The organism is Rhizobium sp. Nf11,1, from assembly GCF_050587665.1.
Classification (GTDB): Bacteria; Pseudomonadota; Alphaproteobacteria; order Rhizobiales; family Rhizobiaceae; genus Rhizobium.
The window spans coordinates 78,817-103,787 of record NZ_JBOBHU010000010.1 but is presented as its reverse complement, the minus strand read 5'-3'; the positions used below and the strand labels follow the sequence as shown (position 1 = coordinate 103,787).

At 61.8% G+C, this 24,971-nt stretch carries 22 protein-coding genes; 10 read left to right on the top strand and 12 right to left on the bottom strand.

Translation table 11 applies throughout. The features are described from left to right. Positions 1-48 precede the first annotated feature (48 nt). Positions 49-822: a transporter substrate-binding domain-containing protein gene (locus tag ACQ7C1_RS16560; protein WP_085778417.1), complete on the bottom strand. Its 774-nt coding sequence runs from the start codon at positions 820-822 to the stop codon at positions 49-51. Between the two features lie 330 nt (positions 823-1,152). Between ACQ7C1_RS16560 and ACQ7C1_RS16555 the strand changes: the two genes are divergently transcribed. Further along, on the top strand, positions 1,153-3,348 hold the full coding sequence (locus ACQ7C1_RS16555) for an OmpA family protein (protein WP_430959055.1): 2,196 nt from the start codon (positions 1,153-1,155) through the stop codon (positions 3,346-3,348). An 86-nt stretch (positions 3,349-3,434) separates the two neighbouring features. On the opposite strand, the gene ACQ7C1_RS16550 is transcribed toward ACQ7C1_RS16555, so the two are convergent. Both ACQ7C1_RS16550 and ACQ7C1_RS16545 read right to left on the bottom strand, forming a co-directional pair. Then, the gene (locus tag ACQ7C1_RS16550; protein WP_430959054.1) at positions 3,435-4,193 is read right to left on the bottom strand and encodes an alpha/beta hydrolase; all 759 of its coding nucleotides are present in this window, start codon (positions 4,191-4,193) and stop codon (positions 3,435-3,437) included. Between the two features lie 52 nt (positions 4,194-4,245). Continuing rightward, positions 4,246-6,021, bottom strand: a complete 1,776-nt coding sequence (locus tag ACQ7C1_RS16545) for a cytochrome c biogenesis protein DipZ (RefSeq protein WP_430959161.1) — start codon at positions 6,019-6,021, stop codon at positions 4,246-4,248. Between the two features lie 357 nt (positions 6,022-6,378). On the opposite strand from ACQ7C1_RS16545, the gene ACQ7C1_RS16540 reads away from it, so the two are divergent. The 5 genes from ACQ7C1_RS16540 to maiA all read left to right on the top strand — a co-directional run bounded on the left by ACQ7C1_RS16540 (position 6,379) and on the right by maiA (position 11,064). Beyond that, the gene (locus ACQ7C1_RS16540; RefSeq protein ID WP_430959053.1) at positions 6,379-7,431 is read left to right on the top strand and encodes an alpha/beta fold hydrolase; all 1,053 of its coding nucleotides are present in this window, start codon (positions 6,379-6,381) and stop codon (positions 7,429-7,431) included. A 110-nt stretch (positions 7,432-7,541) separates the two neighbouring features. After that, positions 7,542-8,282: a response regulator gene (locus tag ACQ7C1_RS16535; protein ID WP_430959052.1), complete on the top strand. Its 741-nt coding sequence runs from the start codon at positions 7,542-7,544 to the stop codon at positions 8,280-8,282. After that, positions 8,279-9,601, top strand: coding sequence for an ATP-binding protein (locus ACQ7C1_RS16530; protein WP_430959051.1), 1,323 nt, complete (start codon positions 8,279-8,281; stop codon positions 9,599-9,601). Before ACQ7C1_RS16535 ends, ACQ7C1_RS16530 begins: the two co-directional genes overlap by 4 nt. Positions 9,602-9,793: 192 nt before the next feature. Continuing rightward, positions 9,794-10,210: an organic hydroperoxide resistance protein gene (locus ACQ7C1_RS16525; protein WP_183706546.1), complete on the top strand. Its 417-nt coding sequence runs from the start codon at positions 9,794-9,796 to the stop codon at positions 10,208-10,210. A gap of 218 nt (positions 10,211-10,428) precedes the next feature. Beyond that, a complete protein-coding gene (gene maiA, locus ACQ7C1_RS16520; protein ID WP_183706548.1) occupies positions 10,429-11,064 on the top strand; it encodes a maleylacetoacetate isomerase in 636 nt (211 codons plus the stop codon). A gap of 43 nt (positions 11,065-11,107) precedes the next feature. On the opposite strand, the gene ACQ7C1_RS16515 is transcribed toward maiA, so the two are convergent. Beyond that, on the bottom strand, positions 11,108-12,097 hold the full coding sequence (locus ACQ7C1_RS16515; RefSeq protein WP_430959050.1) for an aldo/keto reductase: 990 nt from the start codon (positions 12,095-12,097) through the stop codon (positions 11,108-11,110). 12 nt (positions 12,098-12,109) lie between these two features. After that, complete coding sequence (locus ACQ7C1_RS16510; protein WP_430959049.1) at positions 12,110-12,505, bottom strand: (R)-mandelonitrile lyase; 396 nt, start codon at positions 12,503-12,505, stop codon at positions 12,110-12,112. Between the two features lie 120 nt (positions 12,506-12,625). Between ACQ7C1_RS16510 and ACQ7C1_RS16505 the strand changes: the two genes are divergently transcribed. The 3 genes from ACQ7C1_RS16505 (at position 12,626) to ACQ7C1_RS16495 (ending at position 17,331) form a co-directional block, all read left to right on the top strand. After that, complete coding sequence (locus tag ACQ7C1_RS16505; RefSeq protein WP_430959048.1) at positions 12,626-13,519, top strand: LysR family transcriptional regulator; 894 nt, start codon at positions 12,626-12,628, stop codon at positions 13,517-13,519. 163 nt (positions 13,520-13,682) lie between these two features. Continuing rightward, entirely contained in the window at positions 13,683-15,194 is a 1,512-nt protein-coding gene (locus ACQ7C1_RS16500; protein ID WP_430959047.1) for an ATPase domain-containing protein, read from the top strand. After that, the gene (locus ACQ7C1_RS16495; RefSeq protein WP_430959046.1) at positions 15,169-17,331 is read left to right on the top strand and encodes an ATP-binding protein; all 2,163 of its coding nucleotides are present in this window, start codon (positions 15,169-15,171) and stop codon (positions 17,329-17,331) included. The genes ACQ7C1_RS16500 and ACQ7C1_RS16495 overlap by 26 nt, the downstream gene beginning before the upstream one ends. On the opposite strand, the gene mobB is transcribed toward ACQ7C1_RS16495, so the two are convergent. Genes mobB through ACQ7C1_RS16480 form a run of 3 tightly spaced genes read right to left on the bottom strand, consistent with a single transcriptional unit; the run spans position 17,263 to position 19,338 of the window. After that, a complete protein-coding gene (gene mobB / locus ACQ7C1_RS16490; RefSeq protein WP_430959045.1) occupies positions 17,263-17,784 on the bottom strand; it encodes a molybdopterin-guanine dinucleotide biosynthesis protein B in 522 nt (173 codons plus the stop codon). The two genes, ACQ7C1_RS16495 and mobB, sit on opposite strands and share 69 nt — an antisense overlap. Beyond that, positions 17,781-18,410 (bottom strand): molybdenum cofactor guanylyltransferase MobA, encoded by a 630-nt coding sequence (gene mobA / locus ACQ7C1_RS16485; RefSeq protein ID WP_430959160.1) that lies wholly within the window; start codon positions 18,408-18,410, stop codon positions 17,781-17,783. The genes mobB and mobA overlap by 4 nt, the downstream gene beginning before the upstream one ends. A gap of 19 nt (positions 18,411-18,429) precedes the next feature. Beyond that, the gene (locus ACQ7C1_RS16480) at positions 18,430-19,338 is read right to left on the bottom strand and encodes a DMT family transporter (RefSeq protein WP_430959044.1); all 909 of its coding nucleotides are present in this window, start codon (positions 19,336-19,338) and stop codon (positions 18,430-18,432) included. Positions 19,339-19,668: 330 nt separating this feature from the next. On the opposite strand from ACQ7C1_RS16480, the gene ACQ7C1_RS16475 reads away from it, so the two are divergent. Further along, complete coding sequence (locus ACQ7C1_RS16475) at positions 19,669-20,436, top strand: SDR family oxidoreductase (protein ID WP_430959043.1); 768 nt, start codon at positions 19,669-19,671, stop codon at positions 20,434-20,436. Positions 20,437-20,695: 259 nt separating this feature from the next. Here the strand turns inward: ACQ7C1_RS16475 and ACQ7C1_RS16470 are convergent, their stop codons facing one another. From ACQ7C1_RS16470 to ACQ7C1_RS16455, 4 genes are all read right to left on the bottom strand, one after another. Then, the gene (locus tag ACQ7C1_RS16470; RefSeq protein ID WP_430959042.1) at positions 20,696-21,478 is read right to left on the bottom strand and encodes a glucose 1-dehydrogenase; all 783 of its coding nucleotides are present in this window, start codon (positions 21,476-21,478) and stop codon (positions 20,696-20,698) included. Positions 21,479-21,660: 182 nt separating this feature from the next. Further along, complete coding sequence (locus tag ACQ7C1_RS16465) at positions 21,661-22,449, bottom strand: SDR family oxidoreductase (RefSeq protein ID WP_430959041.1); 789 nt, start codon at positions 22,447-22,449, stop codon at positions 21,661-21,663. A gap of 77 nt (positions 22,450-22,526) precedes the next feature. Then, positions 22,527-24,005, bottom strand: coding sequence for a sugar ABC transporter ATP-binding protein (locus tag ACQ7C1_RS16460; RefSeq protein WP_430959040.1), 1,479 nt, complete (start codon positions 24,003-24,005; stop codon positions 22,527-22,529). 28 nt (positions 24,006-24,033) lie between these two features. Beyond that, complete coding sequence (locus ACQ7C1_RS16455; protein ID WP_085778401.1) at positions 24,034-24,963, bottom strand: sugar ABC transporter substrate-binding protein; 930 nt, start codon at positions 24,961-24,963, stop codon at positions 24,034-24,036. Between the last annotated feature and the right edge of the window lie 8 nt (positions 24,964-24,971).

Genomic DNA, 24,971 nt, shown 5'->3' with positions numbered 1-24,971 from the left:
AAGAGCAAGCCTTCCGCCATTCGCTTGATCGGCCAGATACTGAATTTCTTATTCGCCGTAAACGTCGAAATCGAAGTACTTGTCCTGGATCTTCTTGTATTCGCCGTTGGCGCGGATCGCTGCGATCGCTGTGTTGAGCTTTTCCTTCAGCGGATCACCCTTGCGGATGGCGATGCCTGCGCCTTCGCCGTTGATTTCCTTGTCGACCGGCAGGGTCGTCAGGATCTTGCAGCAGGCGCCGGCGTCGGACTTGACCCATTCGGAGAGAACGACGACGTCGTCGATGACGGCATCGACGCGGCCGCTGGAAACGTCAAGCTTGTATTCGTCGGCGGTGGGATAGAGCTTCAGCTCGGTATCGGCGAGGTGCTTCTCGGCGTAGTTGGCATGCGTCGTGGAAGTCTGTGCGCCGATCACCTTGCCCTTGAGGCCGGCAACGTCAGTGATCTTCGAATCCTTCGGCACGGCGATGGCCGGAGGCGTGTTGTAGTACTTGTTGGAGAAGTCAACGAGCTTCAGGCGCTCCGGCGTGATCGACATGGAGGAGACGATCATATCGAACTTCTTGGCGTTCAGAGCCGGGATGATGCCGTCCCAATCGGTGCTGACGAAGGAGCATTCCGCTTTCATCTCGGCACAGAGCGCCTTGGCGATATCGATGTCGAAGCCCTGGATGGTGCCGCTGGCATCGACGAATTCGAAGGGCGGATAGGTCGAATCGGTGCCGATCACGTATTTCTCGCCATCGGCCATGGCCGAACCGGCAAAGAGCGACATTGCCGCGATCGAGGCTGCCGCGAAGATACGGGTAGAGATATGCATGAGGATCCTCTCTGTTGGTAGCCATCGCGCTTTTTTCTCTTGGGCTGACGGCTGCTGTTCAACGGTGACGGGCACCGCCTTGCGGCGATAATCAGACTTTTTTTCACGGAAATGCAACAGAAATTCCCACCAGTTGTGCGGTGCAAATAACAGGTGAGATGAACGAAAGCAGACTGCAACATTCACCGGAGGTTAATCCGCTGATTCCTAGAAACGGAACAAATCGGCGGTTTGGCACTTTGCCAATTCGCCGTTTCGCCTCATTGCGAAACTAGGGCGAACCGAGGCCTGTCGGCCTTCAGGAAGCTCAAACAGGATCGAGGAAACCCGATGGGCAAGAAATCAAGATTGTTTGCAAGCGCAGCTTTCCCGCTGCTTTCTCTCTCATTGGCGCTGCAGCCGGCATCGGCAGTGGCGGCCGCGCGCGGCGCTACGACCGAGGCTGCGGCCGTGCGGCAGATCGAACAGGGCAGCTTCGAGGTGGCGCAGGACGCGCCCTCCGAAGAGGAACTCTTGAAGAAGAAGCGCAAGCAGAAGGGGGAAGCCCCGGCCGAACAGGCGCCGGCCGCCGAGCAGCCGAAGGAGGCGCCTGCCGAGAAGCCGAAGGCCGAGCGCAGGGAGGCGCCTGCGCCCGAACCCAAGGCGGAGCCGGAGCCGCCGAAGGCCGAAGCGCCGAAGGAGGAGCCCGCGCCGAAGGCCGAGAGCAAGCCGGAGCGGAAAGCCAAGCAGGCAGCCCAGCCGGAGGCCGAGCCGCAACAGGAAGAACAGCGGCCGGTAACGCAGGAAAAGCCGAGAAAGCCGAAGAAGCAGCAGACTGAGCAGGCCGAGCCGGAGGCTCAGCCGGCCCCTGAACAGCAGCCGGCGGCAAAGCAAGCCCAGCCGGAGACCGAACAGGCCCAGCCCGAGGTCAAGCCGGAAGGCGGCAAGAAGGGTCAGGACAAGGCCCAGAGCCGAGATAAGAGCAAGGCTAAGACCGAGACCGCCGCTCCCGAGGCGGTGACGCCCACCGAGGAACAGGCCAAGCCTGCAGTTGAGCCGGAAGCAAAACCCGCTGCCGAAGCGCCAGCCAAGAAGCCGAAGAAGGGCGAGGCTGCAGCCCCGGCGGTGAAGCCAGCCGAAGACAAGGCGGCCGCTCCTGAAGCTGCGCCCGCCGAAGCGCCGACGGAGGGCACAGCTGCAAAGCCTGCCGCCAAACAGCCCGCCGGTGAGCAACCCGTCGCCAAACAGCCCGCCGGCGAACAGCCCGCTGGCGAACAGCCGGCTGCGCCCGCCACCGACACGGCCCAGCCGCTGCCGGATGCCAGCGGCGGACAGCAGGTGGAGCAGGCCATTCCGGCACCGGAAAAGGTTTCTCCCGAGGAACTGGAGCGCCGGAAAAAGATCGCCGCAGATCCGGCCAAGAGCAACGAGACCGTCGTGCTGCCGGTCGAGAACGGTGCCGCCGTGCTTGACAGCGACAAGGATGCCGATCGCAGCAAGGGGCGGGAAGGTCGCCGTGACCGCGACAAGCTGCGGGCCGAAAGTCAGGAGGTGAAGGTGCCGACCTCGGATGCGGATGCGCAGGCTCCTGCCGCCGCTGCGGCGCCGGCGATCAAGCTCGAGGCGGTCACCAGCGAGAAGGGCACGAGGCTCGACACCCGGCCGCAATTTGCCCGTCCCGAGGGAGCGCGCATCGAGGATCAAACGGACGATAACCGGGTGATCATCCAGTACAACAATCAGGTGATCGTGCGTAGCGACGACGACAGGCGGTTCCTGCGCGACGGTGAACGGCCGATCTATGAAGAGCTCCCGGACAATCGCTATCGCGAGATCATCACCCGGCCGGAAGGCTATCGGATCGTCACCATCCGTAACCGCTACGGCGACATCATCCAGCGGTCGCGCGTCGATTCCCGCGGGCGCGAATACGTGCTCTACTACTCACCTGATCTCTATGAGGATCCTGATCGCGGCTATTTCGATGACCCGGGCGCTGATCTGCCGCCGATGCGGCTGCGTGTCCCGCTTAACGACTATATCATCGACACCAGCAGCGATCCTGACCGGGACTATTACGAATTCCTCAGCGAGCCGCCCGTCGAGCAGGTGGAGCGTGTCTATTCGCTTGACGAAGTGAAGTATTCTGCCCGCATTCGCGACAAGGTGCGCCGCATCGACCTCGATACGATCACCTTCGCGACCGGCAGCGCCGAGGTCCCGATGACCCAGGCGCGCACATTGCGCAAGGTTGCCGACGCGATCAGCCAGGTTCTGAAGAAAGATCCGAGCGAGACCTTCCTGATCGAGGGCCATACGGATGCCGTCGGTTCCGACCAGAGCAACCTGGTCCTCTCCGACCAGCGGGCGGAATCGGTCGCCAATGTGCTCTCCGACGTCTATGGCATTCCGCCGGAAAACATGGCGACGCAGGGCTACGGCGAACGTTACTTGAAGGTCAACACGCCAGGCCCCGAACAGGAAAACCGCCGCGTCACCATCCGTCGCGTCACTCCGCTGGTGCGTCCGGTCGCCGCCAACCAGTAGCTGATCCGCCCCTCCCTGGCGTCAGGGAGGGGCGCTGACCTCCTCTTCTCTCGCCGGGAGAAGGGGAAGTGGCCTTCTTACCTTCTCTATCGGCCGGCTTTCGTAGCCGCGTTTTCGATCACGTCGGCGACTTTCTCCGGCTGGGATGCGAAGACGGCGTGGCTGCCCTTGATCTCGGTCATGTCGCTGCCGGCTCGTTTGGCCATGTCACGCTCCAGCTCGGGATTGATGGAGCGATCCTCGGTGGCGACTACCGACCAGCTCGGCTTCGTCCGCCATGCCGGACTTCCGACTTTGGCCGAAAAGGCCTGCTTGGCGGCGAAGACCTGCGATCTTGCCAGGAAATCGGCCTCGGCCTTCGGCAGATCGGCCGCGAAAGCCGCGGCGAAGGCGCCCGGATCGAGATAGAGATATTTGCCGTCCTTCGTTTCCTTGATATCCATACTGCCGGCCGGCCTCGAGCTGGCGAGGCTCAGCAGGCTTTCCCCCTTGTCGGGCTGGAACGCTGCGACATAGACGAGGCCAGCGACATGTGGATCGTGACCAGCTTCAGTGATTACCATGCCGCCATAGCTGTGGCCGACGAGCAGGACCGGTCCCGTCTGGAGGTCGAGAACCCGCTTCGTTGCCGCCACGTCGTCGTCGAGCGAGGTGAGGGGCTCCTGGACGACGGTGACGTTGAAGCCGCGCTTTTCGAGGATCTCGGTCGCTTTTCGCCATCCCGAGCCATCGGCCAGCGCGCCGTGGACGATCACGATGTTCTTGACCGCCGCAGCCTCGGCAGCAAAGGCGATTCCGGCGGTGGCAAATGCAAGGCTTGCGATGAAAATCAGATGCTTATTCATGGGGTCACTCCTTTTGGTGATGTTGAAGGGCGGGATTTGAAATTCTTAGGGTTCAGCCGAAGGTGAAGGCGTAAGCCTGGACGCCCGGATCGAGGAAGCGGATTTCGAAGGTGCGGGCGGTGACGGCGCCGGACTCGCGAACGAGCTGGTAAAGCCGCGTTGCGGTGACCGTGCCATTGCCGTCGGCGTCGATGTCAGAGCCATGATCGGCTCCGGGCGCCTTGCCATCGAGCCTCACCTGGAAACGGACCGGTTTGGCGTCGGCGCCGGGTCCGAGCACGAGGTGCAGATCGCGGGCGCTGAAACGATAGGCGATGCCGCCCCCCGGCTGGTCGAGCGTTGCGTGATCCTTACCGACGGTCCAGGCGCCAGACAGGCCCCATGCATTGATGCCGGGCTTGGCGATCGAGTAGTTCTGCGTCGTATCGGCCTGCAGCCCTTCGGGAGAGACGAAATTTTCGGCCTGTGCGTAGCCGAGATAGGTCTCGGCGGAGCCGATGTTGGCTAGGTCGGGACCCGCTTCCACACCCTTGGCATCGGGCGCAACCGGGGCCGTTTCCACCATCTGGTTGCCCGTTTCGCGCAGCAGGTCCTGGATGGCCTTTTCAGTCCTGCCGTAATTGCCTTCGCCGAAATGGTGATAGCGGATCTGACCTTTGGCATCGATCAGATAGGCGGCAGGCCAGTAGCTGTTCTCGAAGGCGCGCCAGATTTTGTAGTCATTGTCGATCGCAACGGGATAGCCGATCTGAAAGTCGCCGACAGCCTTCTCGACGTTGTCGATCTTCTTTTCGAAGGCAAATTCCGGCGCGTGCACGCCGATGACGACCAGGCCCTGATCCGCATATTTTTCCGCCCAGGCTCTGACATAAGGAATGGTGCGAATGCAGTTGATGCAGGAATAGGTCCAGAAGTCGACGAGCACCACCTTGCCCCGCAGCTGCTCCTTGGTCAGAGGCTTCGAGTTCAGCCATTCGACCGCGCCGTCGAACGAAGGCGCGTAAGCTTCGACGGGCAGATCACTGTGGAAAGGCTTGCTTCCATCGGCCGCGGGAATGATTGTGTCGCTGCTCGCCACCTCAGAGGGCGTGCCGGCGACGGGCTTGGCATGCAGCCTGTCCAGCAGGGTCTGTTCCAGCGAGGCGGTGCTGGCATAGGAAAGGCGCGCCAAGAGGCTGGTGTCGAGACCGAGCGCGATCACCGCCACGCCCGCCAACACGGTAGCGCCGACAGCTTGGCGGATTCGATCGCCAACGCCGAGCGAGCGCTTCATCGCGGCGAAGATTTTACCGCCGATCAGCAAGGCGACGGCAAGCGACGTCGCAGCACCGGCGGCATAAGCAATCAAGAGGGCGGTTGTCTGCAGGTTGGCGCCCTGCAATGCCGCGCCGGTCAGCACAAGGCCGAGAATTGGTCCGGCGCAGGGCGCCCAGAGCAGGCCGGTGGCGACGCCGAGGATGAGCGCGCTCCTGACCGACGGCGCAGTGCGTCCGCCACCGCTGGCGTTCAGAAGATTGTTGCCGAGGTCGACGATCGGGCGGGCCAGCGTGCTCGCGAAGCGCGGCGACAGCAGGCTCACTCCGAAGAGCCCGAGCAGGACGATCGCGGCGAGGCGGCCATATTCATTGGCGCGAATGGCCCAGCTACCGCCGACGGCGGCAAGCGTGGCGACAAGCGCGAAAGTGGCGGCCATGCCGGCCAGCATTGGCAGTGTGCTCTTGACGAAGGGCTGACCGGCGCGGGCGAAGACGAAGGGGAGGATGGGGAGAATGCAGGGGCTGAGGATGGTCAGCACGCCTCCAAGATAGGCAATGATCAGAAGTGTCATCATCGTTTCCTTTGAAACCGATTGATCGGGCTCTGGACGGCGATGCGCCTGAACCAGCAACGGCTGGGAGATAGCCTGGCGGAGGTATCTCCGATGTGTCTGGTTTGATGCGAAAATGTACCGAACTATCGCGCTGGAGTGCCCGCGATACAAAAGAATACAAACTGCCTTTCCGCACAGGCGGCGGTGAAAACGGCCATAGCCCGCCGGATGCCCTGCCGAGGCGGCGCTTTTGTATCAGAATGTATCTCGGCAGGCGGAGGTTACACTCGCATTCAAAATCCGCAGCCTGTGACATATGGGCGATACAAGCCGAACGTCATCTGAGCGCCGTGATCCATTCGACAGGAGAGACAGATGTCAGAGCAAATCAATCATCACCGCCGCCGTTTCTTCGGCATGACGGCAATCGCACTTGCAGCCGTCGAATTCGGCGTGGCCGGAGCGGCCGCAGCCCAACAGCCGCAGTCTTCTAGCGCAGCGCTGCCTGGCGTAAAGGCCGGGACCAATACGTCGTTCGAAGCGCTGAAGCAGGTCAGAACCGATGTGCTCGATATCGGCTATGCCGAGGCTGGAAAGGCGGATGGCCCGGTCGTGCTGCTGCTTCATGGCTGGCCCTACGATATTTACAGTTTCGTCGATGTCGCGCCGCTGCTTGCCTCGGCCGGCTACAGAGTGATCGTGCCTTATCTGCGTGGCTACGGCACGACCCGCTTCCTCGATGACAAGACACCGCGCAACGGCCAGCCTTCGGCGCTTGCCGCCGACATGATCGCCCTGCTCGATGCGCTCAAGATCGAAAAGGCTGTCATTGCCGGTTACGACTGGGGCGGACGGACCGCCAATATCATGGCCGCGCTGTGGCCCGAGCGCTGCAAGGCGATGGTATCGGTGAGCGGCTACCTGATCGGCAGCCAGGAGGCCAACAAGAAGCCGCTGCCGCCGAAGGCGGAACTTGCCTGGTGGTACCAGTTCTACTTCGCCACCGAACGCGGCCGCCTGGGCTATCAGAGCAACACACACGACTTTGCAAAGCTCATCTGGCAAACGGCGTCGCCGAAGTGGAATTTCGACGATGCGACCTTCGACAGATCCGCTGCCGCCTTCGACAATCCCGACCACGTCGAGATCGTCATCCACAATTACCGCTGGCGCCTGGGGCTTGTCGACGGCGAGGCGAAATACGATTCCTATGAGAAGAAGCTTGCCGCTCTGCCGATGATTTCGGTGCCGACGATCACCATGGAAGGCGATGCAAACGGTGCGCCGCATCCGGAACCTTCCGCCTACGCCGGAAAATTTTCCGGCAGGTACGAACATCGCACGATCGGTGGCGGCATCGGCCACAATCTGCCGCAGGAGGCGCCGCAGGCCTTCGCCCAGGCGGTCATCGACGTCGACCGCTTCTGATTGGCGGCAAAGCTTCGTTGCTCGCGCGGGCGGAATATGCGTAGGTCGCATCTGGCACTTCGATAAGAGCGAGGCGGCGGGCGCGGCCGCAATCGTGAGGAATAGGCAATATGGATCATGTCGATCACATCCTGATCGTCGACGACGATCGTGAAATCCGCGAACTGGTCTCGGGCTATCTGCAGAAGAATGGCCTCAGGACCAGCGTTGCCGCGGATGGGCGGCAGATGCGCAGTTTCCTGGAAGCCAACGCCGTCGACCTGATCGTGCTCGATGTTATGATGCCCAGCGACGATGGGCTGGTGTTGTGCCGGGAACTGCGCGCCGGCCGGCACAAGGCGATACCAATCCTGATGCTGACGGCCCGTACGGACGAGATGGACAGAATCCTCGGGCTGGAGATGGGCGCCGACGATTATCTCGCCAAGCCCTTTGCCGCGCGCGAGCTTCTTGCCCGCATCAAGGCGGTGCTGCGGCGTACCCGCATGCTGCCGCCCAACCTGCAGATCAGCGAGGCGGGACAATTGCTGACCTTCGGCGACTGGCGGCTCGACACGGTCGCACGTCACCTTCTAGACAAGGAAGGGACCGCGATTGCCTTGAGCGGTGCCGAATACCGCCTGCTTCGTGTCTTCATCGACCATCCGCAGCGCGTGCTCAACCGCGACCAGCTTCTGAGCCTGACGCAGGGCCGCGACGCCGAACTCTTCGATCGCTCGATCGATCTTCTTGTCAGCCGCCTGCGGCAGCGCCTGGGGGACGATGCGCGCGAGGCGACCTATATCAAGACGGTGCGCAGCGAAGGTTATGTCTTCTCGGTGCCGGTCGAAATTTCTGAGCCGCGCCGATGAGAGCCGATATTCCCATCCTGGCGAACCTGACGTGGCCGAGAACTCTGCGATCGCGGATATTTCTCATTCTTTTGATCGGTTTGGCCTTCGCCTATGGGCTCTCCTTCAGCGTTCTCTATATGGAGCGCTACATGTCGGCCAAGGCGGTGATGCTCGGCACGCTGGAGAACGACGTTGCGACATCGATTGCCGTTCTCGATCGGCTTCCGGCAAGTGAGCGCGGCGACCTTCTGGACTGGCTGAGCCGCGGCAACTACCGTTTCGAACTTGGGACTGGCCTTGCCGGTGCGCCCGACAGCTCCAGCAAGGCGAGGGAGATCGCAGGAAAGATAGAGGCGGCCGCCGGGCATCGCTTTCCAATCCGCGTCGAACGGATTCCGGGTGAGGTGAGCCGGCTGCAGGCGCACCTTACGCTGAGCGACGGAACTCCTCTGACGATCGATGTCACACCGAGAGGCGTGATGCCGATCGCCGCATGGCTGCCTTATGTTTTCGCGATCCAGATGGCGCTGCTCATTCTCTGCACCTGGTTTGCGGTCCGCCAGGCGATCCGGCCGCTCGGCGAGCTCGCCGCTGCTGCCGATGCGCTCGATCCTGATAAGGACGGTCAGGCTTTGAGCGAGGCCGGTCCGAGCGAGGTGGCGCATGCGGCAAGAGCGTTCAATGCGATGCGGGAGAGGATCGCCGATTATCTCGAGGAACGGGTGCAGATACTGGCGGCGATCTCGCATGATCTGCAGACGCCGATCACCCGCATGCGGCTGCGCGCCGACATGGCGGAGGATTCACCTGAGAAGGACAAGCTGGTGCATGATCTCGCCGAGATCCAGCGTCTCGTCCAGGACGGCATCGCCTATGCGCGCAGCGCCCACGGCAGCGGAGAGAAGAACGCCCGCATCGATCTCGCCTCGTTCATCGACAGTATAGCCTACGACTATCAGGACACTGGAAAGGCCGTTACGGTCGTCGGTCTGGTTGAAGGCGCCGCCTTCACCAGGCCGCACGCCCTTCGCCGTATCCTGTCGAATTTCATCGACAATGCCTTGAAGTTTGCCGGCGCCGCCGAGATCAGCGTCGAGCGAGGCGCTGACAATTCCGCCGTCATCAGCGTTATGGATCGCGGACCCGGCATTCCGGATGATATGCTCGAAGCCGCGATGCAGCCCTTCTTCCGGCTCGAGCAATCCCGCAACCGGGAGACGGGCGGCACAGGTCTCGGGCTGGCAATCGCCCAGCAACTGACGGCCAAGATCGGCGGATCTCTGAGGCTCTACAATCGCTCCGGTGGCGGACTGGCGGCGGAAGTCACCATCAGATGATGTCCGCGTATGCGTGAAAATTGCATGATATTTGTAAGGCAAGATGTATGGAATAGCCGACGCTACATTCTGTGACATTTCCGAAAATTTCAGAAACATGGGCGATACATCCGCCGGTCACACCACCCTCCGTCAACCCTGCCGCACAAGGCGGCCCAGTCGCTGAAAGCGACGCAACACAAGGAGTGTTCCATGACAAAGATCGACAGGGTGCTTTATACCGGCAAGACCCACACCACCGGCGGGCGCGAAGGCGCTTCCCACAGCGACGACGGTGAACTGAGCATCAAGCTGTCGCCTCCCGGCAGCAAGCGCGCCGGCACCAACCCAGAACAGCTTTTTGCCGCCGGCTGGTCGGCCTGCTTCATCGGCGCGATCGGCTTTGCCGCCGCCAATCGGAACGTCAAGCTGCCGGCAGACCTTGCCGTCGACGCGGAGGTCGATCTCGGCACGGGCAATGGCGGCTATTTCCTGCAGGCCCGGCTGAAGGTCAGCATGCCCGGCATTGAAACCGATGTCGCGAAGGCGTTGATCGAGGAAGCCCATCAGACCTGCCCCTACTCGAAGGCGACACGTGGCAATATCGATGTCGATTTGATCGCCGCCTGACTGGTTGTAACGGCTCGCCGAAGGCTGCCGGCAAGTAAGACAACAAGGGCGAGGCCGTCGGCCTCGCCGATGGAGGGTTTGATGAGATTGATGATCATCTGCATTCTGGGAGCGGCGGTTTTTGCGGCGCCCTGCATCTACGACGTAAGCTCGCAGGAGCCGTCGCCGCTCGCGGGCCTCGTGGCCGCGACGTCCCCGGGCCAATAAGGAGAAAGAGTATGAGGCTCTATCAAAACGAGATTTCATCGGCGACATCGAGGGTCCGGATCGCGCTCGCCCTGAAGGGACTGACGGCCGAAGCGCATCCGGTTACCATCCTCGGCGAAGAGGCCGAGAGCCGGCAGGCCGGATATCGCAGCGTCAACCCGCAGGGGCTGGTACCGGCCTTGCTGACCGATGGCGGTGTTCTTATCACCCAGTCGATGGCGATCGTCGAATATCTCGACGAGGTTCAGCCTCAGCCGCCGCTCCTGCCTGATAACGCCGAAGACAGGGCGCAAGCCCGCGCGATCGCACTTGCGATCGCAGCCGAGATCCATGCGCTGCTACCGCCGCGGATCGGCCTGCATCTCAAGACGGCCTTCCAGGCGGATGCTGATACCATTGCCGCCTGGAACCGTCACTGGATCGGCGAGGGGATGGGCGCCGTCGAGAGGATGATCGCCGGCCGCAGGAAGGGCGCCTTTGCCGTCGGGGATCGGCCTGGTATTGCCGATATCTTCCTCTTCCCGCAGGCAATCAGCGCTCGTCGCCAGGGCTTCGATCTCGTCCAATGGCCCAATATCGCGGAAATCGTCGCAAAGCTTGAGACAATACCGGCATTCCAGGAGAATGCGCCGGCGCCGAGGAAATGATGCGAATCATGAAAGCGGCCGCAGGGAGCGGCTGCTTCTCAAATCAACGATCGACCCTTGCCTGCAGATGCGGGGGATAACGATCGCCTTCGACCTTGATCGTGGCGAGGGCGCTTTCGATGCTGGCGAGATCCTCGGACGTCAATTCCACTTGCACGGCCCCGATGTTCTCCTGGAGGCGATGCGACTTGGTGGTGCCGGGGATCGGCACGATCCAGGGCTTCTGCGCCAGCAGCCATGCGAGTGCTACCTGAGCGGAGGTGGCCTTTTTCCGCGCGGCGATATCCGCGAGCAGATCGACGAGGGCCTGGTTGGCCTTTCGCGCCTCCTGCGAAAAGCGCGGCACGATATTGCGGAAATCCTTGCTGTCGAAGGTGGTCGTCTCGCTGATCGCGCCGGTGAGGAATCCCTTGCCGAGCGGGCTGAACGGAACCAAGCCGATGCCGAGTTCTTCGAGCGCCGGCAGGATGTCCTGTTCAGGGTCGCGCCACCAGAGCGAATATTCGCTTTGCAGCGCAGCCACCGGCTGAACGGCATGGGCGCGGCGGATCGTCTGGACGCCTGCTTCAGAGAGGCCGAAATGCCGGACCTTGCCTTCCGTGATGAGCGCTTTAACGGTGCCGGCGACGTCCTCGATCGGCACGTCTGGATCGACGCGATGCTGGTAGAACAGGTCGATGGCGTCGGTTTTCAGGCGTTTCAGCGCCTGGTCGGCAACCGCTCGGATGTGCTCCGGCCTGCTGTTCATGCCGCTCTGGCCGCCATTGGCATCGAAGTCGAAGCCGAATTTCGTGGCGACGACCACTTCGTTGCGGAATGGCGCCAGAGCCTCTCCCAGCAGCTCTTCGTTCTTATAGGGGCCATAGGCCTCGGCCGTGTCGAAGAAGGTCACGCCGCTTTCGAAAGCCTGCCGGATCAACACGATCGCTTCCTGAAGGTTGGTCGCCGGGCCGTAGCCGTAGCTCAATCCCATGCAGCCGAGACCGATGGCCGAGACCTGAAGTCCGCTCTTTCCGAGTTGACGGATCTGCATCGCCGTTTCCTTTCAGCCTTGATATTCAGTGTCGGTGACATGCTCCAGCCAATCGACGACCTTGCCGTCGAGCTGTTCCTGGATGGCGATATGAGTCATCGCGGTCGTCGGCGCCGCGCCGTGCCAATGCCGTTCGCCCGGCGCAAACCAGACGACGTCTCCCGGACGGATCTCTTCGACGGGGCCACCTTCGCGCTGGACGCGGCCGCAGCCCGCCGTGACGATCAGCGTCTGACCGAGCGGGTGGGTGTGCCAGGCGGTGCGGGCGCCGGGTTCGAAAGTGACGCTGGCGCCGGCGGCGCGAGCGGGACCGGTGACGGAAAACAGCGGGTCGATGCGCACCGTGCCGGTAAACCAGTCTTTCGGCCCCTTGGCCGAAGGCTGCGAACCGTTTCGTTTGATTTCCATGATCGTGCTTCCTGTGTCTGCGGTCCGGACAGGATTGTCCGCGTTCTAGAACAGGTAGCGCGTGGCTTTGGCTCGGATTAGATGGTAACAGCGGCAAGGACCTATGAGAAAGTTTCATAAATGCCGCGCCCAGCCATTGATGATCTCGTCGTCTTTCTTGCCGTTGCCCGCGCACAGAGTTTCACGAAGGCGGCAGGGAAGCTGGGCGTATCGCAATCAGCGCTCAGCCACACGATCCGGGGGCTGGAGGAGCGGCTTGGGCTGCGATTGCTGACGCGCACGACGCGCAGCGTCTCGCCGACGGAGGCCGGTCAGCGCCTGCTCGCCACCATCGGTCCGCGGATGGACGAGATCGAGGCCGAACTCGCAGCTCTCAGCGCTTTCCGCGAGAAGCCGGCAGGCACCATCCGCATCAATGCCGGCGAGCATGCCGCGGAGACGGTGCTCTGGCCAGCTTTTGAAAAGCTCCTGCCTGACTATCCCGATATCAATGTCGAGATCATCGTCGATTACGGCCTGACCGACATCGTCGCCGAACGCTACGATGCGGGCGTGCGGCTGGGGGAACAGGTGGCGAAGGACATGATCGCGGTGCGCATCGGCCCTGACATGCGCATGGCGGTGGTCGGCGCTCCCGCCTATTTCGAAAGAAGGCCGAAACCTCTAAGGCCGCAGGATCTTATGGACCACAACTGCATCAACCTGCGCCTGCCGACCTATGGCGGCATCTATGCGTGGGAGTTCGAGAAGGACGGACACGAGCTGAAGGTTCGCGTCGAAGGACAGTTGGTGTTCAACAATATTGCGCTGCGGCTGAACGCGGCGCTCGCCGGAGCGGGGCTGGCCTATATGCCGGAGGATGCCGTGGAATTGCATGTTGCCAGCGGCCGGCTCACGCGCGTGCTAGAAGACTGGTGCCCGCCGTTTCCCGGCTACCATCTCTACTATCCGAGCCGCCGGCATGCTTCGGCGGCTTTCGCGCTGGTCGTGGATGCCCTTCGCCTTCGGCGATAGAGGCCTGTTTCCCGGCCGACAGCCCACGCATGCAGATCAGCGCCGACGACCTTCCCAAACGGACCTCCATAGCTCTTTGAAGCCGCGGCAAATGGGACTGCGCGGCCGATTTGACATTCTATCGGTCGCCGCTACTTCAAATAAAAACTGAAGGAAACAATGAATGAATACTGCTGTGCCTGCCACGAAAGCTCGGACCGGAGTGTCCGGTTTGGACACAATTCTGGCGGGCGGACTTTCCACGGGCCACGTGTTTCTACTGGAAGGGAATCCGGGAGCGGGCAAAACCACCATTGCCCTGCAGTTCCTGATCGAAGGCGCACGGCTTGGTGAGCGCGGACTCTACATCACCCTTTCGGAAACGGAGAGCGAATTGCGGGCCGGCGCCGCGTCGCATGGGATGCTGATCGACGGCAATATCGAGGTCTTCGAGGTCGTGCCGCCGGAAAGCCTGCTTGATGCCGATCAGCAGCAGAGCCTGCTTTATTCGTCGGATCTCGAACTTGGGGAGACGACAAAGGAGATTTTTGCCGCTTTCGAACGCGTCAATCCTCGCCGCGTGGTTGTTGATAGCCTTTCCGAGATAAGGCTGCTTGCACAAAGCTCGCTTCGCTACCGTCGCCAGATCCTGGCGCTCAAACATTATTTTGCCCGACGGGGCGCGACGGTCCTTCTGCTCGACGATCTCACCTCCGACGTGCTCGACAAGACGGTGCACAGTGTCGTTCACGGCGTCATCCATCTCGAGGAACTGGCGCCGAGTTACGGTTCCGAGCGCCGACGTCTAAGGATCATAAAATATCGCGGACAAGCCTTCCGGGGCGGTTATCACGATTTCATCATTCAGACCGGCGGCGTCATGGTGTTTCCCCGTCTTGTTGCCGCCGAACACAGATCGACGTACCTCCGTGATCAGATTTCCTGCAATATCCCGAAGCTGGACCTTCTTCTTGGGGGCGGCCTTGAACGAGGTTCCAGCACGCTTATCCTCGGTCCTTCCGGCACAGGCAAAAGCACGTTTTCGTTTCAGTTCCTGGCGGCGGCGGTCGCACGGGGCGAGAAGGCGGCGGCCTTCATCTTCGACGAGGAGCTCGGCTTGCTCTTTGCGCGCCTGAAGGCGCTCGGAATCGATCTCGAAGCGATGAGGGATGCGGATCAAATCCACATCGAACAGCTCGATGCCGCCGAACTGTCGCCGGGCGAATTCGCCCACCGGGTGCGCGACTGCGTCGACAAATCGGGAGCAAAAACAGTCATCATCGACAGTATCAACGGATATCAGTCTTCAATGCCGGATGAGAACTCGCTGATCCTTCACATGCATGAGCTGCTGCAATATCTGAACAGGCGTGGCGCCAACACCTTTCTGACCGTCGCCCAACATGGATTGGTTGGTGACATGAAGGCACCCGTCGACGTTACATATCTCGCCGATACCGTCATTCTGTTGCGCTACTTCGAGGCTGCGGGAAAGGTACGGCGGGCGGTTTCGGTGATCAAGAAGCGGACCGGCTTTCACGAAGATACCATCCGGGAGTACCGCATCGACGCTTCCGGCCTGACGCTTGGAGAGCCCCTCATCGGGTTCCAGGGCGTTCTTCGCGGCGTGCCTGAATTCATCGGCACTTCGGCGCCGCTGCTGTCGAGCGATGGTGGGGATAGCGGCAATTCCTAATTCCGGCAAACCGAAAGCACTGATCTACGCCCCCGCCGGGCGTGACGCCTGGGTGGCTATTTCGCTGATCGAAGAGGCCGGACTAGCATCCATTGCCGCAGCCGACCTCTCCATGTTCGCCTCGTCACTCAGCGATGACATCGCGTTCGGCGTTCTGACGGAAGAAGCGGTTCGCTCGAGCGATTTGAAGGCGATCGCCGCCTGGGTGTCGGCACAGCCGAGCTGGTCGGACCTGCCGTTCATCGTGCTGACCACGCGGGGTGGCGGGCCTGAACGAAATCCGGGTGCCGCCAGGCTTTCCGAGGTACTCGGCAACGTCACCTTCCTCGAAAGGCCGTTCCATGCAACGTCCTTCATCAGCGTTGCCCGGACTGCCCTGAAGGGACGTCAGCGCCAGTACGAAGCGCGCGCGCAGCTCGAGGCCCTCAGCGAGGGAGAGCGGCGGCTGCAGACGGCGCTCGCCGCTGGTCGTCTCGGGGCATGGGAGCTGGAACTGTCCTCGACGGCCTTGTCCGTCTCGGCGACATGCAAGGCGATTTTCGGCCGAGATCCAGACGATGAAGTGACTTACGACGATTTGATCGCAAGCATCCATCCCGAGGACCGGAATCTGGTGCAGGCAAGCCTGCGCCAGACGATCGACACCGGGCGGGACTATTCGATCGAGCACAGGACGATTTGGCCGGATGGATCCTTGCATTGGACAGAGGTCCACGCGCAACTCTATGCCGACAGATATGGTTCCGCCAAGAAGCTCGTCGGCGTCTGCTCCGACACCACGGCTCGCAAGACCGCCGAGGAAAATCTGAGACGGCTCAACGAAAATCTCGAAGAACGCGTCAGGGAGCGGACGAGGGAGGTCAACGCTGCCCATCAGACCCTGATCGAGGAGGTTGCCCAGCGTGAACGCGCCGAGGAGCAGCTTCGCCAATCCCAGAAAATGGAGGCAATCGGCCAACTCACGGGCGGCGTCGCCCATGATTTCAACAACCTGCTGATGGTCGTTCTTGGAAATCTGGAGCTGCTGGGAAAGCATGTCGCCGGAGATGCCAAGGCGACGCGTCTGGTCGAGGGTGCACTGCAGGGCGCACGGCGGGGAGCGGCGCTGACGCAGCGATTGCTGGCTTTTGCAAGACAACAGGATCTGCAGGTCAAGCCCGTCGATCTCGCCGAGCTGGTTTTTGGGATGAACGACCTGCTGCGGCGCTCGGTCGGCCCCTCGGTCAGCATCGAGACCATGCTGCCGGCTGCGTTGCCGCCGGCGCTCGCCGATGCGAACCAGCTGGAACTGGCGCTGCTCAATCTTGCGGTCAATGCCCGTGATGCGATGCCGGAAGGAGGCACGCTGTGCATATCCCTGCGCGAGGAACAGGTGATAGGTAATGATCGCGATGTCGGCGAGGGCAGCTATCTTGTGCTTGCGGTCGCCGATAGCGGCATCGGTATGGATGCGGACACGCTGAAGAAGGCAGTCGATCCGTTTTTTTCGACCAAGGAGCTCGGAAAGGGGACAGGTCTGGGCCTGTCGATGATCCACGGGCTTGCCGTCCAGCTCAACGGCGCTCTTGTTCTGAAAAGTGACGTCGGGGTAGGAACGACCGCGGAATTGTGGCTTCCGGCGACCGGACTGCGCCCCGAGCGGCCGGTCGATGAATTGCCTGCACCTCAAGCCGCGTCGAGGTTGAGGATTCTTTTGGTTGATGACGATGCGCTGATCGCGATGAGTTCGGTCGACATGCTGGAAGATCTCGGCCACGAGGTCGTCGAAGCAAATTCCGGCTCCGAGGCGCTCGAGCTCATCAGGAGCGGTGAGCATTTCGACCTGATGATCACCGATTATTCGATGCCCGGCATGACGGGCGCGCAGCTCGCCCAGTCGGCGCGGGGCCTGTACCCGCACCTGCCGATCGTTCTGGCGACAGGTTACGCCGATCTTCCCGCCGGCACGGACATTGATCTTCCGAGATTGGCAAAGCCCTATAATCAGACTCAACTCGCCAAGGAAATTACCAAGGCAATGGCAAGCGCGGCGCCTCCGATTTTGAGACCTGGCCGCAATGCAGGTGCTTCAGGCGCTAACCTGTCCAAGGCCGACGACAGCCGCGATGAAATCGGCGATGGCGCCTGTGTTGTCTAGATCGAAGACCGGCAGGGACGTATCTGGTACGGTGTGATCGGCGGCGATCGCGCAGATATGAGGATCGGTCGGCGCCAGCGGCTCGCGATTGGCGGCCTCCAGGCGTCGCGCCTCGATCTTCGGGATCGGCTCGCGCTTATAGCCTTCGATCAGAACGAGATCGCAAGGGGCAAGCCGCGCGAGGATTTCCTCGAACGCGGGTTCGGGGGCGCCGCGGAGCTCATGCATGATGGCATAACGAGTGCCGGAGACTATGGTGACCTCATGGGCGCCGGCCTGGCGGTGGCGATAGCTGTCGGCCCCGACCTTGTCGATATCGAAATCGTGATGGGCGTGCTTGATCGTCGAGATCCGGTAGCCGCGGTTGGTGAATTCCGTCACCAGCCGGACGGCAAGCCCGGTTTTGCCCGAGTTCTTCCAGCCGGCGATGCCGAAGATTTTCGGTGCGGTCATGTGCGCAGGGCCTCCAGCCAGCGTTGCGCCTCGATGAGATCGTCAGGCGTGTTGATGTTGAAGAAAGGGTCGAGCAGGCTGGCGCGGGTCGGATGCAGCGGAAACGCCACTTCCGTAACGTCATGCCGCAACAGGAAGTCACGCACGCGGCGTTTCTCGTCGGAAGCGATCCAGGCTTCCAGATCGGCGGCCAGTGTCACCGGCCAGAGACCGAAGACCGGATGGCTGCGGCCCTCGGAGGCGGCAATGGCGATCTGCGACGGGCGCTCCAGGGCTGCGGCCAGACGGGCGACGAGATCGATGGGAAAGAACGGGCAATCCACAGAGACGGTTACGACATAGGAAATCGCCGGAAGGCCAGCGCCGTAGACCATGGCCGCGTGGATGCCGGCCATCGGCCCGGCCTTGCCAGGAATGCGGTCGGGAACCGCGGCCACGTCCTCGGCGACTGCGTCAGCGTTGACAGCAACTGAGATGACCTGCTGCGAGAGACGGAGCAGCACATGGCGAAGCAGGCTCTCGGTTCCGAGCATCAGCTCCGCCTTGTCGCGGCCCATTCGCTGCGAGCGGCCGCCGGCCAGCACGACGCCTGCTATAGCGGATCTGTCCAACGAGAACTCAGCCATCATCCTGCCTCGGAATTCTTCACACCGGCACGCGCGGTTCGGACTCCTGCGCGACCGGCGAAACGTGGCGCTTGGCCTCACGATAGAACGTATAGAGGCCGGAAGCGATGACGATTGCAGCACCGGCGAGCGTCCAGCTGTCCGGCACTTCCGCAAAAAAGAAGAAGCCGAGCAGCGAGGAGAAGATCAGGCTTGTATAGCGGAAGGGCGCCACGAAGGAGATTTCGCCGGTCCGCATGGCAAGGATAACCGACTGGTATCCCACGAGCACGAGCACCGAGGCGAGCAAAAGATGCCCGAGCGAGGTCAGGCTGACCGGCTGCCAAGCGCCGAGCACCGGGATGAGCAACGCGCCGAAGAAGGAAATTGAAGTCGCCGTGATGACGGTGATCATCAGCGATGGAATCTGCGGATCGATCGACCGGGTGGCAAGATCGCGGCCGGCCGTCGTCATGACCGCACCGACGCAGAGGAGGGCGGCGGCGGTGAACCCTTCGGGGCCGGGGCGGATAATGATCATCACGCCGACGAGGCCGACGATGATCGCCGACCAGCGCCGCCAGCCGACAGGCTCCTTGAAGAAGAGCGCGGCGCCGAAGGTGACGACCAGCGGCAGTGACTGCAGGATCGCTGAGGCATTGGCGATCGGCATCATGCCGAGCGCGGTGATATAGGTGACGGCAGAGAGCATCTCGCAGATGATGCGGAGAATGATCATCGGCTTCAGCACGACGCGCCAGGAGCGCAGCGCGCCCATTTTCCTGGCGATCAGGTAGACGAGCAGGCTTGTGAAAAGGCCGCGCAGGAACATGATCTCGCCCGCATTCATATGGGCGATCACCGATTTGGAGAGTGCGTCGCTCGCGGAAAAGCCGGCCATCGCCATGCTCATATAGATGGCGCCCTCGGTATTGCGTGACCGCGACATGAAGAGATTCCCTTTACCTGTGCGGTCCTTCTTAGTCGGGAAGATACATGAAGGGAATCGGATGAATGTCACACCCGGGATAAATCGATGATGCAGCGCACAATGACGCTGACGTTACGGCAGGCGACTATTTGGAACTTGCGTCAAATGCCGATCTAGCTCGCGAATCCGATGTGGCCATTATGATTTCCTTCCCAACCCGGTTGCGAAACTGATCGCCGATCAAGACCATCGCATTCGGCGAGTTTTGCCTTTGCGCGCGGGAAACGGGTGGCTGTATCGACTGATGTCTGAGATCTGGGATGCCTCGACAACTGAGGAGAAACGGACATGACACTTCTGAACGACAAAACCGCGATCATCACCGGCGCAAGCTCGGGCATCGGCCGTGCGGCCGCGAAGGTCTTTGCACGCCAAGGCGCGAGACTGGTAATCAACGGCCGGCGGCAGGAGGCACTCGATGCCGTCGTCGCCGAGATCGAGGCAGAGGGCGGGGAGGCTGTCGCCATTGCCGGCGACGTCAGGGACGAGGCGCTGCAAGCAAGGCTGGCCGAAACAGCGGTTTCGCGGTTCGGCAAGCTCGATATCGCCTTCAACAATGCCGGTGGACTCGGCGAGATGGGGCCGGTCGGAGGAGTGTCACTGGAGGGCTGGCGCGAGACGATCGAGACCAATCTGACGGCCGCCTTCCTCGGCGCCAAGCACCAGTCGGCGGCGATGGGAGAGGGCGGCGGTTCGCTGATCTTCACCTCCACCTTCGTCGGCTACAATGCCGGCATGCCCGGCATGGGCGCCTATGCGGCGAGCAAGGCCGGCCTAATCGGTCTCGTGCAGGTGCTGGCCGTTGAACTCGCGTCCCGCAAAATCCGCGTCAACGCGCTGCTGCCTGGTGGGACCGATACGCCTGCCAGCATCACTAACGCGCCCGATGCCACCGCGGAACTGCTCGCCTTCGTCAATGGGCTTCATGCGTTGAAACGCATGGCGCTGCCAGAAGAGATCGCCAATGCGGCGCTCTTCCTGGCGTCCGACCTGTCTAGCTTCGTGACGGGGACGGCGATGTTGGCGGATGGTGGGGTGTCGATCAGCCGGACGTAATTGGGTGAGGGGCGTTCATTTTGTCTTCGCTGGTGCTCAGCGAAGTCAGGCAATGAAGGGCGTGCCGTGTGGCCCCCTCATCTGCCTGCCGGCATCTTCTCCCCGAGGGGAGAAGGGACTCGTGGCGGCGCCTTGCTCCCTCTTCTCCACAGCGGAGAGAAGATGCCCGTCAGGGCAGATGAGGGAGCGAGGAGCGTCGGCGGCAAGCGAAAGGTATATGGCTGCTTCAGGTTCCAGCTTCAATGCCTTCCCAGCCCGCCTAGGACATAATCAACCCGCCATCCACATTGATCGTTTGGCCGGTGATGTAAGCGGCGTCGTCGCTGGCGAGGAAGGTCACCAGGCCGGCGACGTCCTCGCCGGAGCCGGCGCGTTTCATCGGGATGCCCTCGACCCATTCCTTCATCAGCTCGCCCGGGCCGTAATTGCCGAGCAGCTTGCCCCAGGCCAGGTCGTTGTAGGCCCACATGTCGGTCTCGATGATGCCGGGGCAGAAGGCGTTGACGGTGATGTTATCGGTCGCGACTTCCTTGGCGAGGCTCTGGGTGATGCCAACGACGCCCATTTTCGAGGCGGCGTAGTGCGGCGTGAAGATGAAACCGTCGCGGGCCTGGCCGGAGGCGGTGTTGATGATCCGGCCTCCGCGCTTGTGCTTGCGCATTCTTGCAATGGCCTCCTGGGCGCAGAGGAAAACGCCCTTGGTGTTGACGGCCATGACCTTGTCCCACTCGTTTTCGGTCAGATCCTCGACGCGGGCGATAGTGATGACGCCTGCGTTCTGGATAGAGACGTCGACGGTGCCGAATTCCTTTTCGGCGGCATCGTAGAGCGCGATGACGCTCGCCTTGCCGGTAACGTCACCGATGAAGGAGATCGCCTTGCCGCCTTCGGATCTGATCCCTTCGGCAACGCCATGGACCAGATCCTCATTTGCCGAAACGACGAGATTGGCGCCTTCGCGCGCAAAGCGCCTGGCGATGGCGGCGCCGATACCGCGGCTGCCCCCGGTGATGACGACAGTCTTGTTTTCGAAGCGTTTCATGCTCTTTCCTCGTATTCTGACACAAACAACAAATCTGGAAGCGGACGACGGCTGCTCGGCGTGAAGGGCGGGCAGACGACGATATCGCGCGCCGTCGTGCCCGTTGGTCCCTTCAGCGCCTCGGTCTCAGCCAGGGAGGGAGGCGAGACCGTTCATTTTTCAGCTGCCGACTCTTCGTTGTATCACCAGCAGCAGAAACCGCCGTCGACGAGAAGATCGACGCCGGTCACGAAACTCGCCGCATTCGACAGCAGGAACACCGCCGGACCCACCATCTCGTCAACCGTTGCCATGCGCTGCATCGGCGTCTGCTCTTCGAAGAGCTTGGCCTGATGGACCATCTCGGGGCGGGTGTTCATCGGCGTTGCCGTGTACCCGGGGGAAATGGTGTTGACACGAATGCCGCGGCCGACCCATTCCATGGCCAGGGATTTCGACATGTGGATGACGCCCGCCTTGGAGGCGTTGTAATGCGCCTGGCTCAGCCCGCGGTTGACGATCACACCAGACATGGAGGCGATGTTGACGATGGAGCCGCGTCCATTCTTCAACATGGCGCGGGCCTCGGCCTGGCAGGACAGGAATATGCCCTTGAGGTTGATATCCATCAGCGTCTGATATTGATCCTCCTCCATTTCTTCCGCCGGATTGGCGTTGGCGATGCCGGCAGCGTTGACGGCAAGCGTCAGGGCGCCGAGATCGGCTTCGGTGCGTGCGACGGCATCTGCAAGAGAGGATTTGCTCGTGACGTCAGCCGCGATCTGGATCGAGCGGCGGCTGGCGGCGCGGATATATTCGGCTGTCCTCGCCAGTCCGTCGTCGGTCCGGCGGTCGAGCAGGGCTACGTCGGCGCCGCACTGCGCAAGGCCGATGGCAATACGCTGCCCGATGCCGCTCCCTGCGCCGGTGACGATGGCAACCTGGCCGCTGAGATCGAAAAGCTTCGGGGCGTTCAGAGTGATGTCGGACACCGCTCTTCCTTTCTCTGTTGTTTTGTTTTCACGCAATTCCTGACGCAAAACCGCTGCACACTTTTGCTGGAATTGCTTTAGATGGTAGCGAGCTCCATGACCGAAACGTCATTCGCCTGGTCACGATCGAGGATCCCTGCTTGCTTGCCTTGTGCGAGCACGAGAATGCGATTGGAGACGCCGAGCACTTCCTCGAGGTCCGAGCTTACAACGATGACCGCCACGCCCTGTTTGGCGAGATTTACGATAATGTCGTAGATGCCGGCGCGGGCGCCGACATCAATGCCTCTCGTCGGTTCGTCGAGCACGACGACCTTCGGATCGCGCATGAGCCACTTGGCGATCACGACCTTCTGCTGATTGCCGCCTGATAGGTCCGAGGCGTATTGCTCGGCCCGGCCCTTGACGCCGAACTTGGCGACGGCCTTTTCCGCAAAGGAGCGCTTGATGCGCGGTGTGATCCAGCCGCCGCCCAGTTTGTCGAGATTGGCGTAGACGATGTTCTCGCTGATCCGGTGCCCGACGACGAGGCCTTGCTCCTTGCGGTCTTCGGGAACCATCACGATACCCCTCGCGATCGCGTCCGCGGGATCGCGCAGGCTCAGTTCCTCGCCTTCCAGCCTGATCGAACCGGCGCTGATCGGATCTGCGCCCGAAATCGCACGCACCAGTTCGGTGCGGCCGGCGCCGACCAGCCCGGCGATGCCGAGAATTTCGCCGGCCCGCACCTCGAAGGTAACGTCACGGAACGAGTCGTCCGGCGAACTCAGGCCGGAGACTTGAAGCACTGGGCGATCTGTCGGAACGGGCAGGGCGGGGAACAGGCGGTCAAGCGGGCGTCCGACCATGCTCTCGACAATGGTTCGCACCGGGGTGGCGCTGTCTGCGAATTCCTGCACCCGCTCGCCGTCGCGAAGGACGACGATGCGGTCGGTGATCTTCTTGATCTCTTCCATACGGTGGGAAATGTAGACGATGCCCACGCCTTCTGACCGAAGCTTGCGAACCTGTTCGAACAGAGCTTCCGTCTCTGCGCCGCCGAGGGCGGCTGTCGGCTCATCGAGGATCAGCAGCTTTGCGTTGAGCGCCAGCGCCTTGGCGATCTCGATGAGTTGCTGATTTGCGGTGGAAAGGCCGGCGACCTTCCGCGTTGCTGGTATGTGAAGGTTCAAGCGAGCGAGCTGGTCCTGGGCGCGGCGAACCATCTGGGCACGATCGACGACGCCGTTTTTCATCGGCCAGCGTCCGATGAAGACGTTTTCGGCGACCGAGAGTTGTGGCAGAAGCTGCAGTTCCTGGTGGATCAGGACAATGCCCTTGTCGATCGCCTCCCTGGGATTGGCCGGGGCATAGGGCTGCCCCAGCCATGTCATCGATCCTTCGGACGGCGTGCGGGAACCGGCTATGATGCCCGACAGCGTGGACTTGCCTGCTCCGTTTTCACCCAGAAGAGCAACCACTTCGCCGGGATAGACGTCCAGGCTGACATTCTTCAGCACTTGGAGCGGCCCATACCACTTGGATATGCCCCTCAGGGAAAGAACGGGATCAACCATGGCACACCTCCTCAAGACCTCGGCTTTATCAGGGATGGTTGGCGATGAAGCCTGCGACGTTTTCCTTGGTTGTCAGCGTGGCATCCATGAGCTGGACCGGGGGTACCTTCTCGCCGGCGACAAGCTTGGCGGCATTTTCAACGGCGTCGCGGCCCATCTTCTGTGTCTGCTGAGTGGCCGTAACGTCGAAGACGCCCTTGCTGAGGGCTTCGAGCGCTGCGGTGTCGCCGTCGAAGCCGCCAACCACGATCTTCTGGGAAGGTTTCGCGACCTTGATCGCCTGGGCGGCGCCGAGTGCAAGAGCATCAGCCTGAGCGAATACGATCGAAACGTCCGGGTTGGCCTGCAGCATGTTCTGCATGATCTGGAAGCCTTCATCCTGGCTCCAGATGTTGGAGTACTGCTCGGCGACGACCTTCACATCCGGGTTGGCCTTAAGAGATTCACCGCAGCCCTTCGAGCGATCGACTTCCGGGGTCGTGCCCTTCTGGCCATGAATGATGACCATCTTCCCCTTGCCACCGGCTTCCTTCAGGATATAGTCGCAGACGGCCTTGGCAGAGGCGACGGAATCCGTTGCGAGGAATGTGTCGCCCGGGGCCCCCTCCGCGTTTCGATCAACGTTAACCACCGGGATGCCGGCATTCTTGGCGAGCTTGACCGGAACGCTCGCAGCGGCCGCACCTGCCGGAATGTAGATAAGCGCGTCGATTTTCTGGGTCAGAAGATCCTGGATCTGGTTGACCTGTGTCGGCCCGTCGCCCTTGGCGTCGACCGTGATGACCTCGATGCCGCGCTTCTTGGCTTCGGCCTCGACCGATTGCTTGATCTGGTTGAAGAAGTTTGCCTGCAGGTTGGCGACGGCGAGGCCGAGCTTCTTCAGTTCCGCCGCGTGTACCGGACCGAGCATGAGACCGAGCAGTGCGGCAGATGCGAGCATGGTGCGCGCTATTTTCATTGTAGTTC

What these genes read in the sequence shown, in the direction of transcription:
- ACQ7C1_RS16560 (WP_085778417.1), bottom strand. Translation starts at nt 822, where the DNA reads ATGCATATCTCTACCCGTATCTTCGCGGCAGCCTCGATCGCGGCAATG.
- ACQ7C1_RS16555 (WP_430959055.1), top strand. Translation starts at nt 1,153, where the DNA reads ATGGGCAAGAAATCAAGATTGTTTGCAAGCGCAGCTTTCCCGCTGCTT.
- ACQ7C1_RS16550 (WP_430959054.1), bottom strand. Translation starts at nt 4,193, where the DNA reads ATGAATAAGCATCTGATTTTCATCGCAAGCCTTGCATTTGCCACCGCC.
- ACQ7C1_RS16545 (WP_430959161.1), bottom strand. Translation starts at nt 6,021, where the DNA reads ATGACACTTCTGATCATTGCCTATCTTGGAGGCGTGCTGACCATCCTC.
- ACQ7C1_RS16540 (WP_430959053.1), top strand. Translation starts at nt 6,379, where the DNA reads ATGTCAGAGCAAATCAATCATCACCGCCGCCGTTTCTTCGGCATGACG.
- ACQ7C1_RS16535 (WP_430959052.1), top strand. Translation starts at nt 7,542, where the DNA reads ATGGATCATGTCGATCACATCCTGATCGTCGACGACGATCGTGAAATC.
- ACQ7C1_RS16530 (WP_430959051.1), top strand. Translation starts at nt 8,279, where the DNA reads ATGAGAGCCGATATTCCCATCCTGGCGAACCTGACGTGGCCGAGAACT.
- ACQ7C1_RS16525 (WP_183706546.1), top strand. Translation starts at nt 9,794, where the DNA reads ATGACAAAGATCGACAGGGTGCTTTATACCGGCAAGACCCACACCACC.
- maiA (WP_183706548.1), top strand. Translation starts at nt 10,429, where the DNA reads ATGAGGCTCTATCAAAACGAGATTTCATCGGCGACATCGAGGGTCCGG.
- ACQ7C1_RS16515 (WP_430959050.1), bottom strand. Translation starts at nt 12,097, where the DNA reads ATGCAGATCCGTCAACTCGGAAAGAGCGGACTTCAGGTCTCGGCCATC.
- ACQ7C1_RS16510 (WP_430959049.1), bottom strand. Translation starts at nt 12,505, where the DNA reads ATGGAAATCAAACGAAACGGTTCGCAGCCTTCGGCCAAGGGGCCGAAA.
- ACQ7C1_RS16505 (WP_430959048.1), top strand. Translation starts at nt 12,626, where the DNA reads ATGCCGCGCCCAGCCATTGATGATCTCGTCGTCTTTCTTGCCGTTGCC.
- ACQ7C1_RS16500 (WP_430959047.1), top strand. Translation starts at nt 13,683, where the DNA reads ATGAATACTGCTGTGCCTGCCACGAAAGCTCGGACCGGAGTGTCCGGT.
- ACQ7C1_RS16495 (WP_430959046.1), top strand. Translation starts at nt 15,169, where the DNA reads ATGGTGGGGATAGCGGCAATTCCTAATTCCGGCAAACCGAAAGCACTG.
- mobB (WP_430959045.1), bottom strand. Translation starts at nt 17,784, where the DNA reads ATGACCGCACCGAAAATCTTCGGCATCGCCGGCTGGAAGAACTCGGGC.
- mobA (WP_430959160.1), bottom strand. Translation starts at nt 18,410, where the DNA reads ATGGCTGAGTTCTCGTTGGACAGATCCGCTATAGCAGGCGTCGTGCTG.
- ACQ7C1_RS16480 (WP_430959044.1), bottom strand. Translation starts at nt 19,338, where the DNA reads ATGTCGCGGTCACGCAATACCGAGGGCGCCATCTATATGAGCATGGCG.
- ACQ7C1_RS16475 (WP_430959043.1), top strand. Translation starts at nt 19,669, where the DNA reads ATGACACTTCTGAACGACAAAACCGCGATCATCACCGGCGCAAGCTCG.
- ACQ7C1_RS16470 (WP_430959042.1), bottom strand. Translation starts at nt 21,478, where the DNA reads ATGAAACGCTTCGAAAACAAGACTGTCGTCATCACCGGGGGCAGCCGC.
- ACQ7C1_RS16460 (WP_430959040.1), bottom strand. Translation starts at nt 24,005, where the DNA reads ATGGTTGATCCCGTTCTTTCCCTGAGGGGCATATCCAAGTGGTATGGG.
- ACQ7C1_RS16455 (WP_085778401.1), bottom strand. Translation starts at nt 24,963, where the DNA reads ATGAAAATAGCGCGCACCATGCTCGCATCTGCCGCACTGCTCGGTCTC.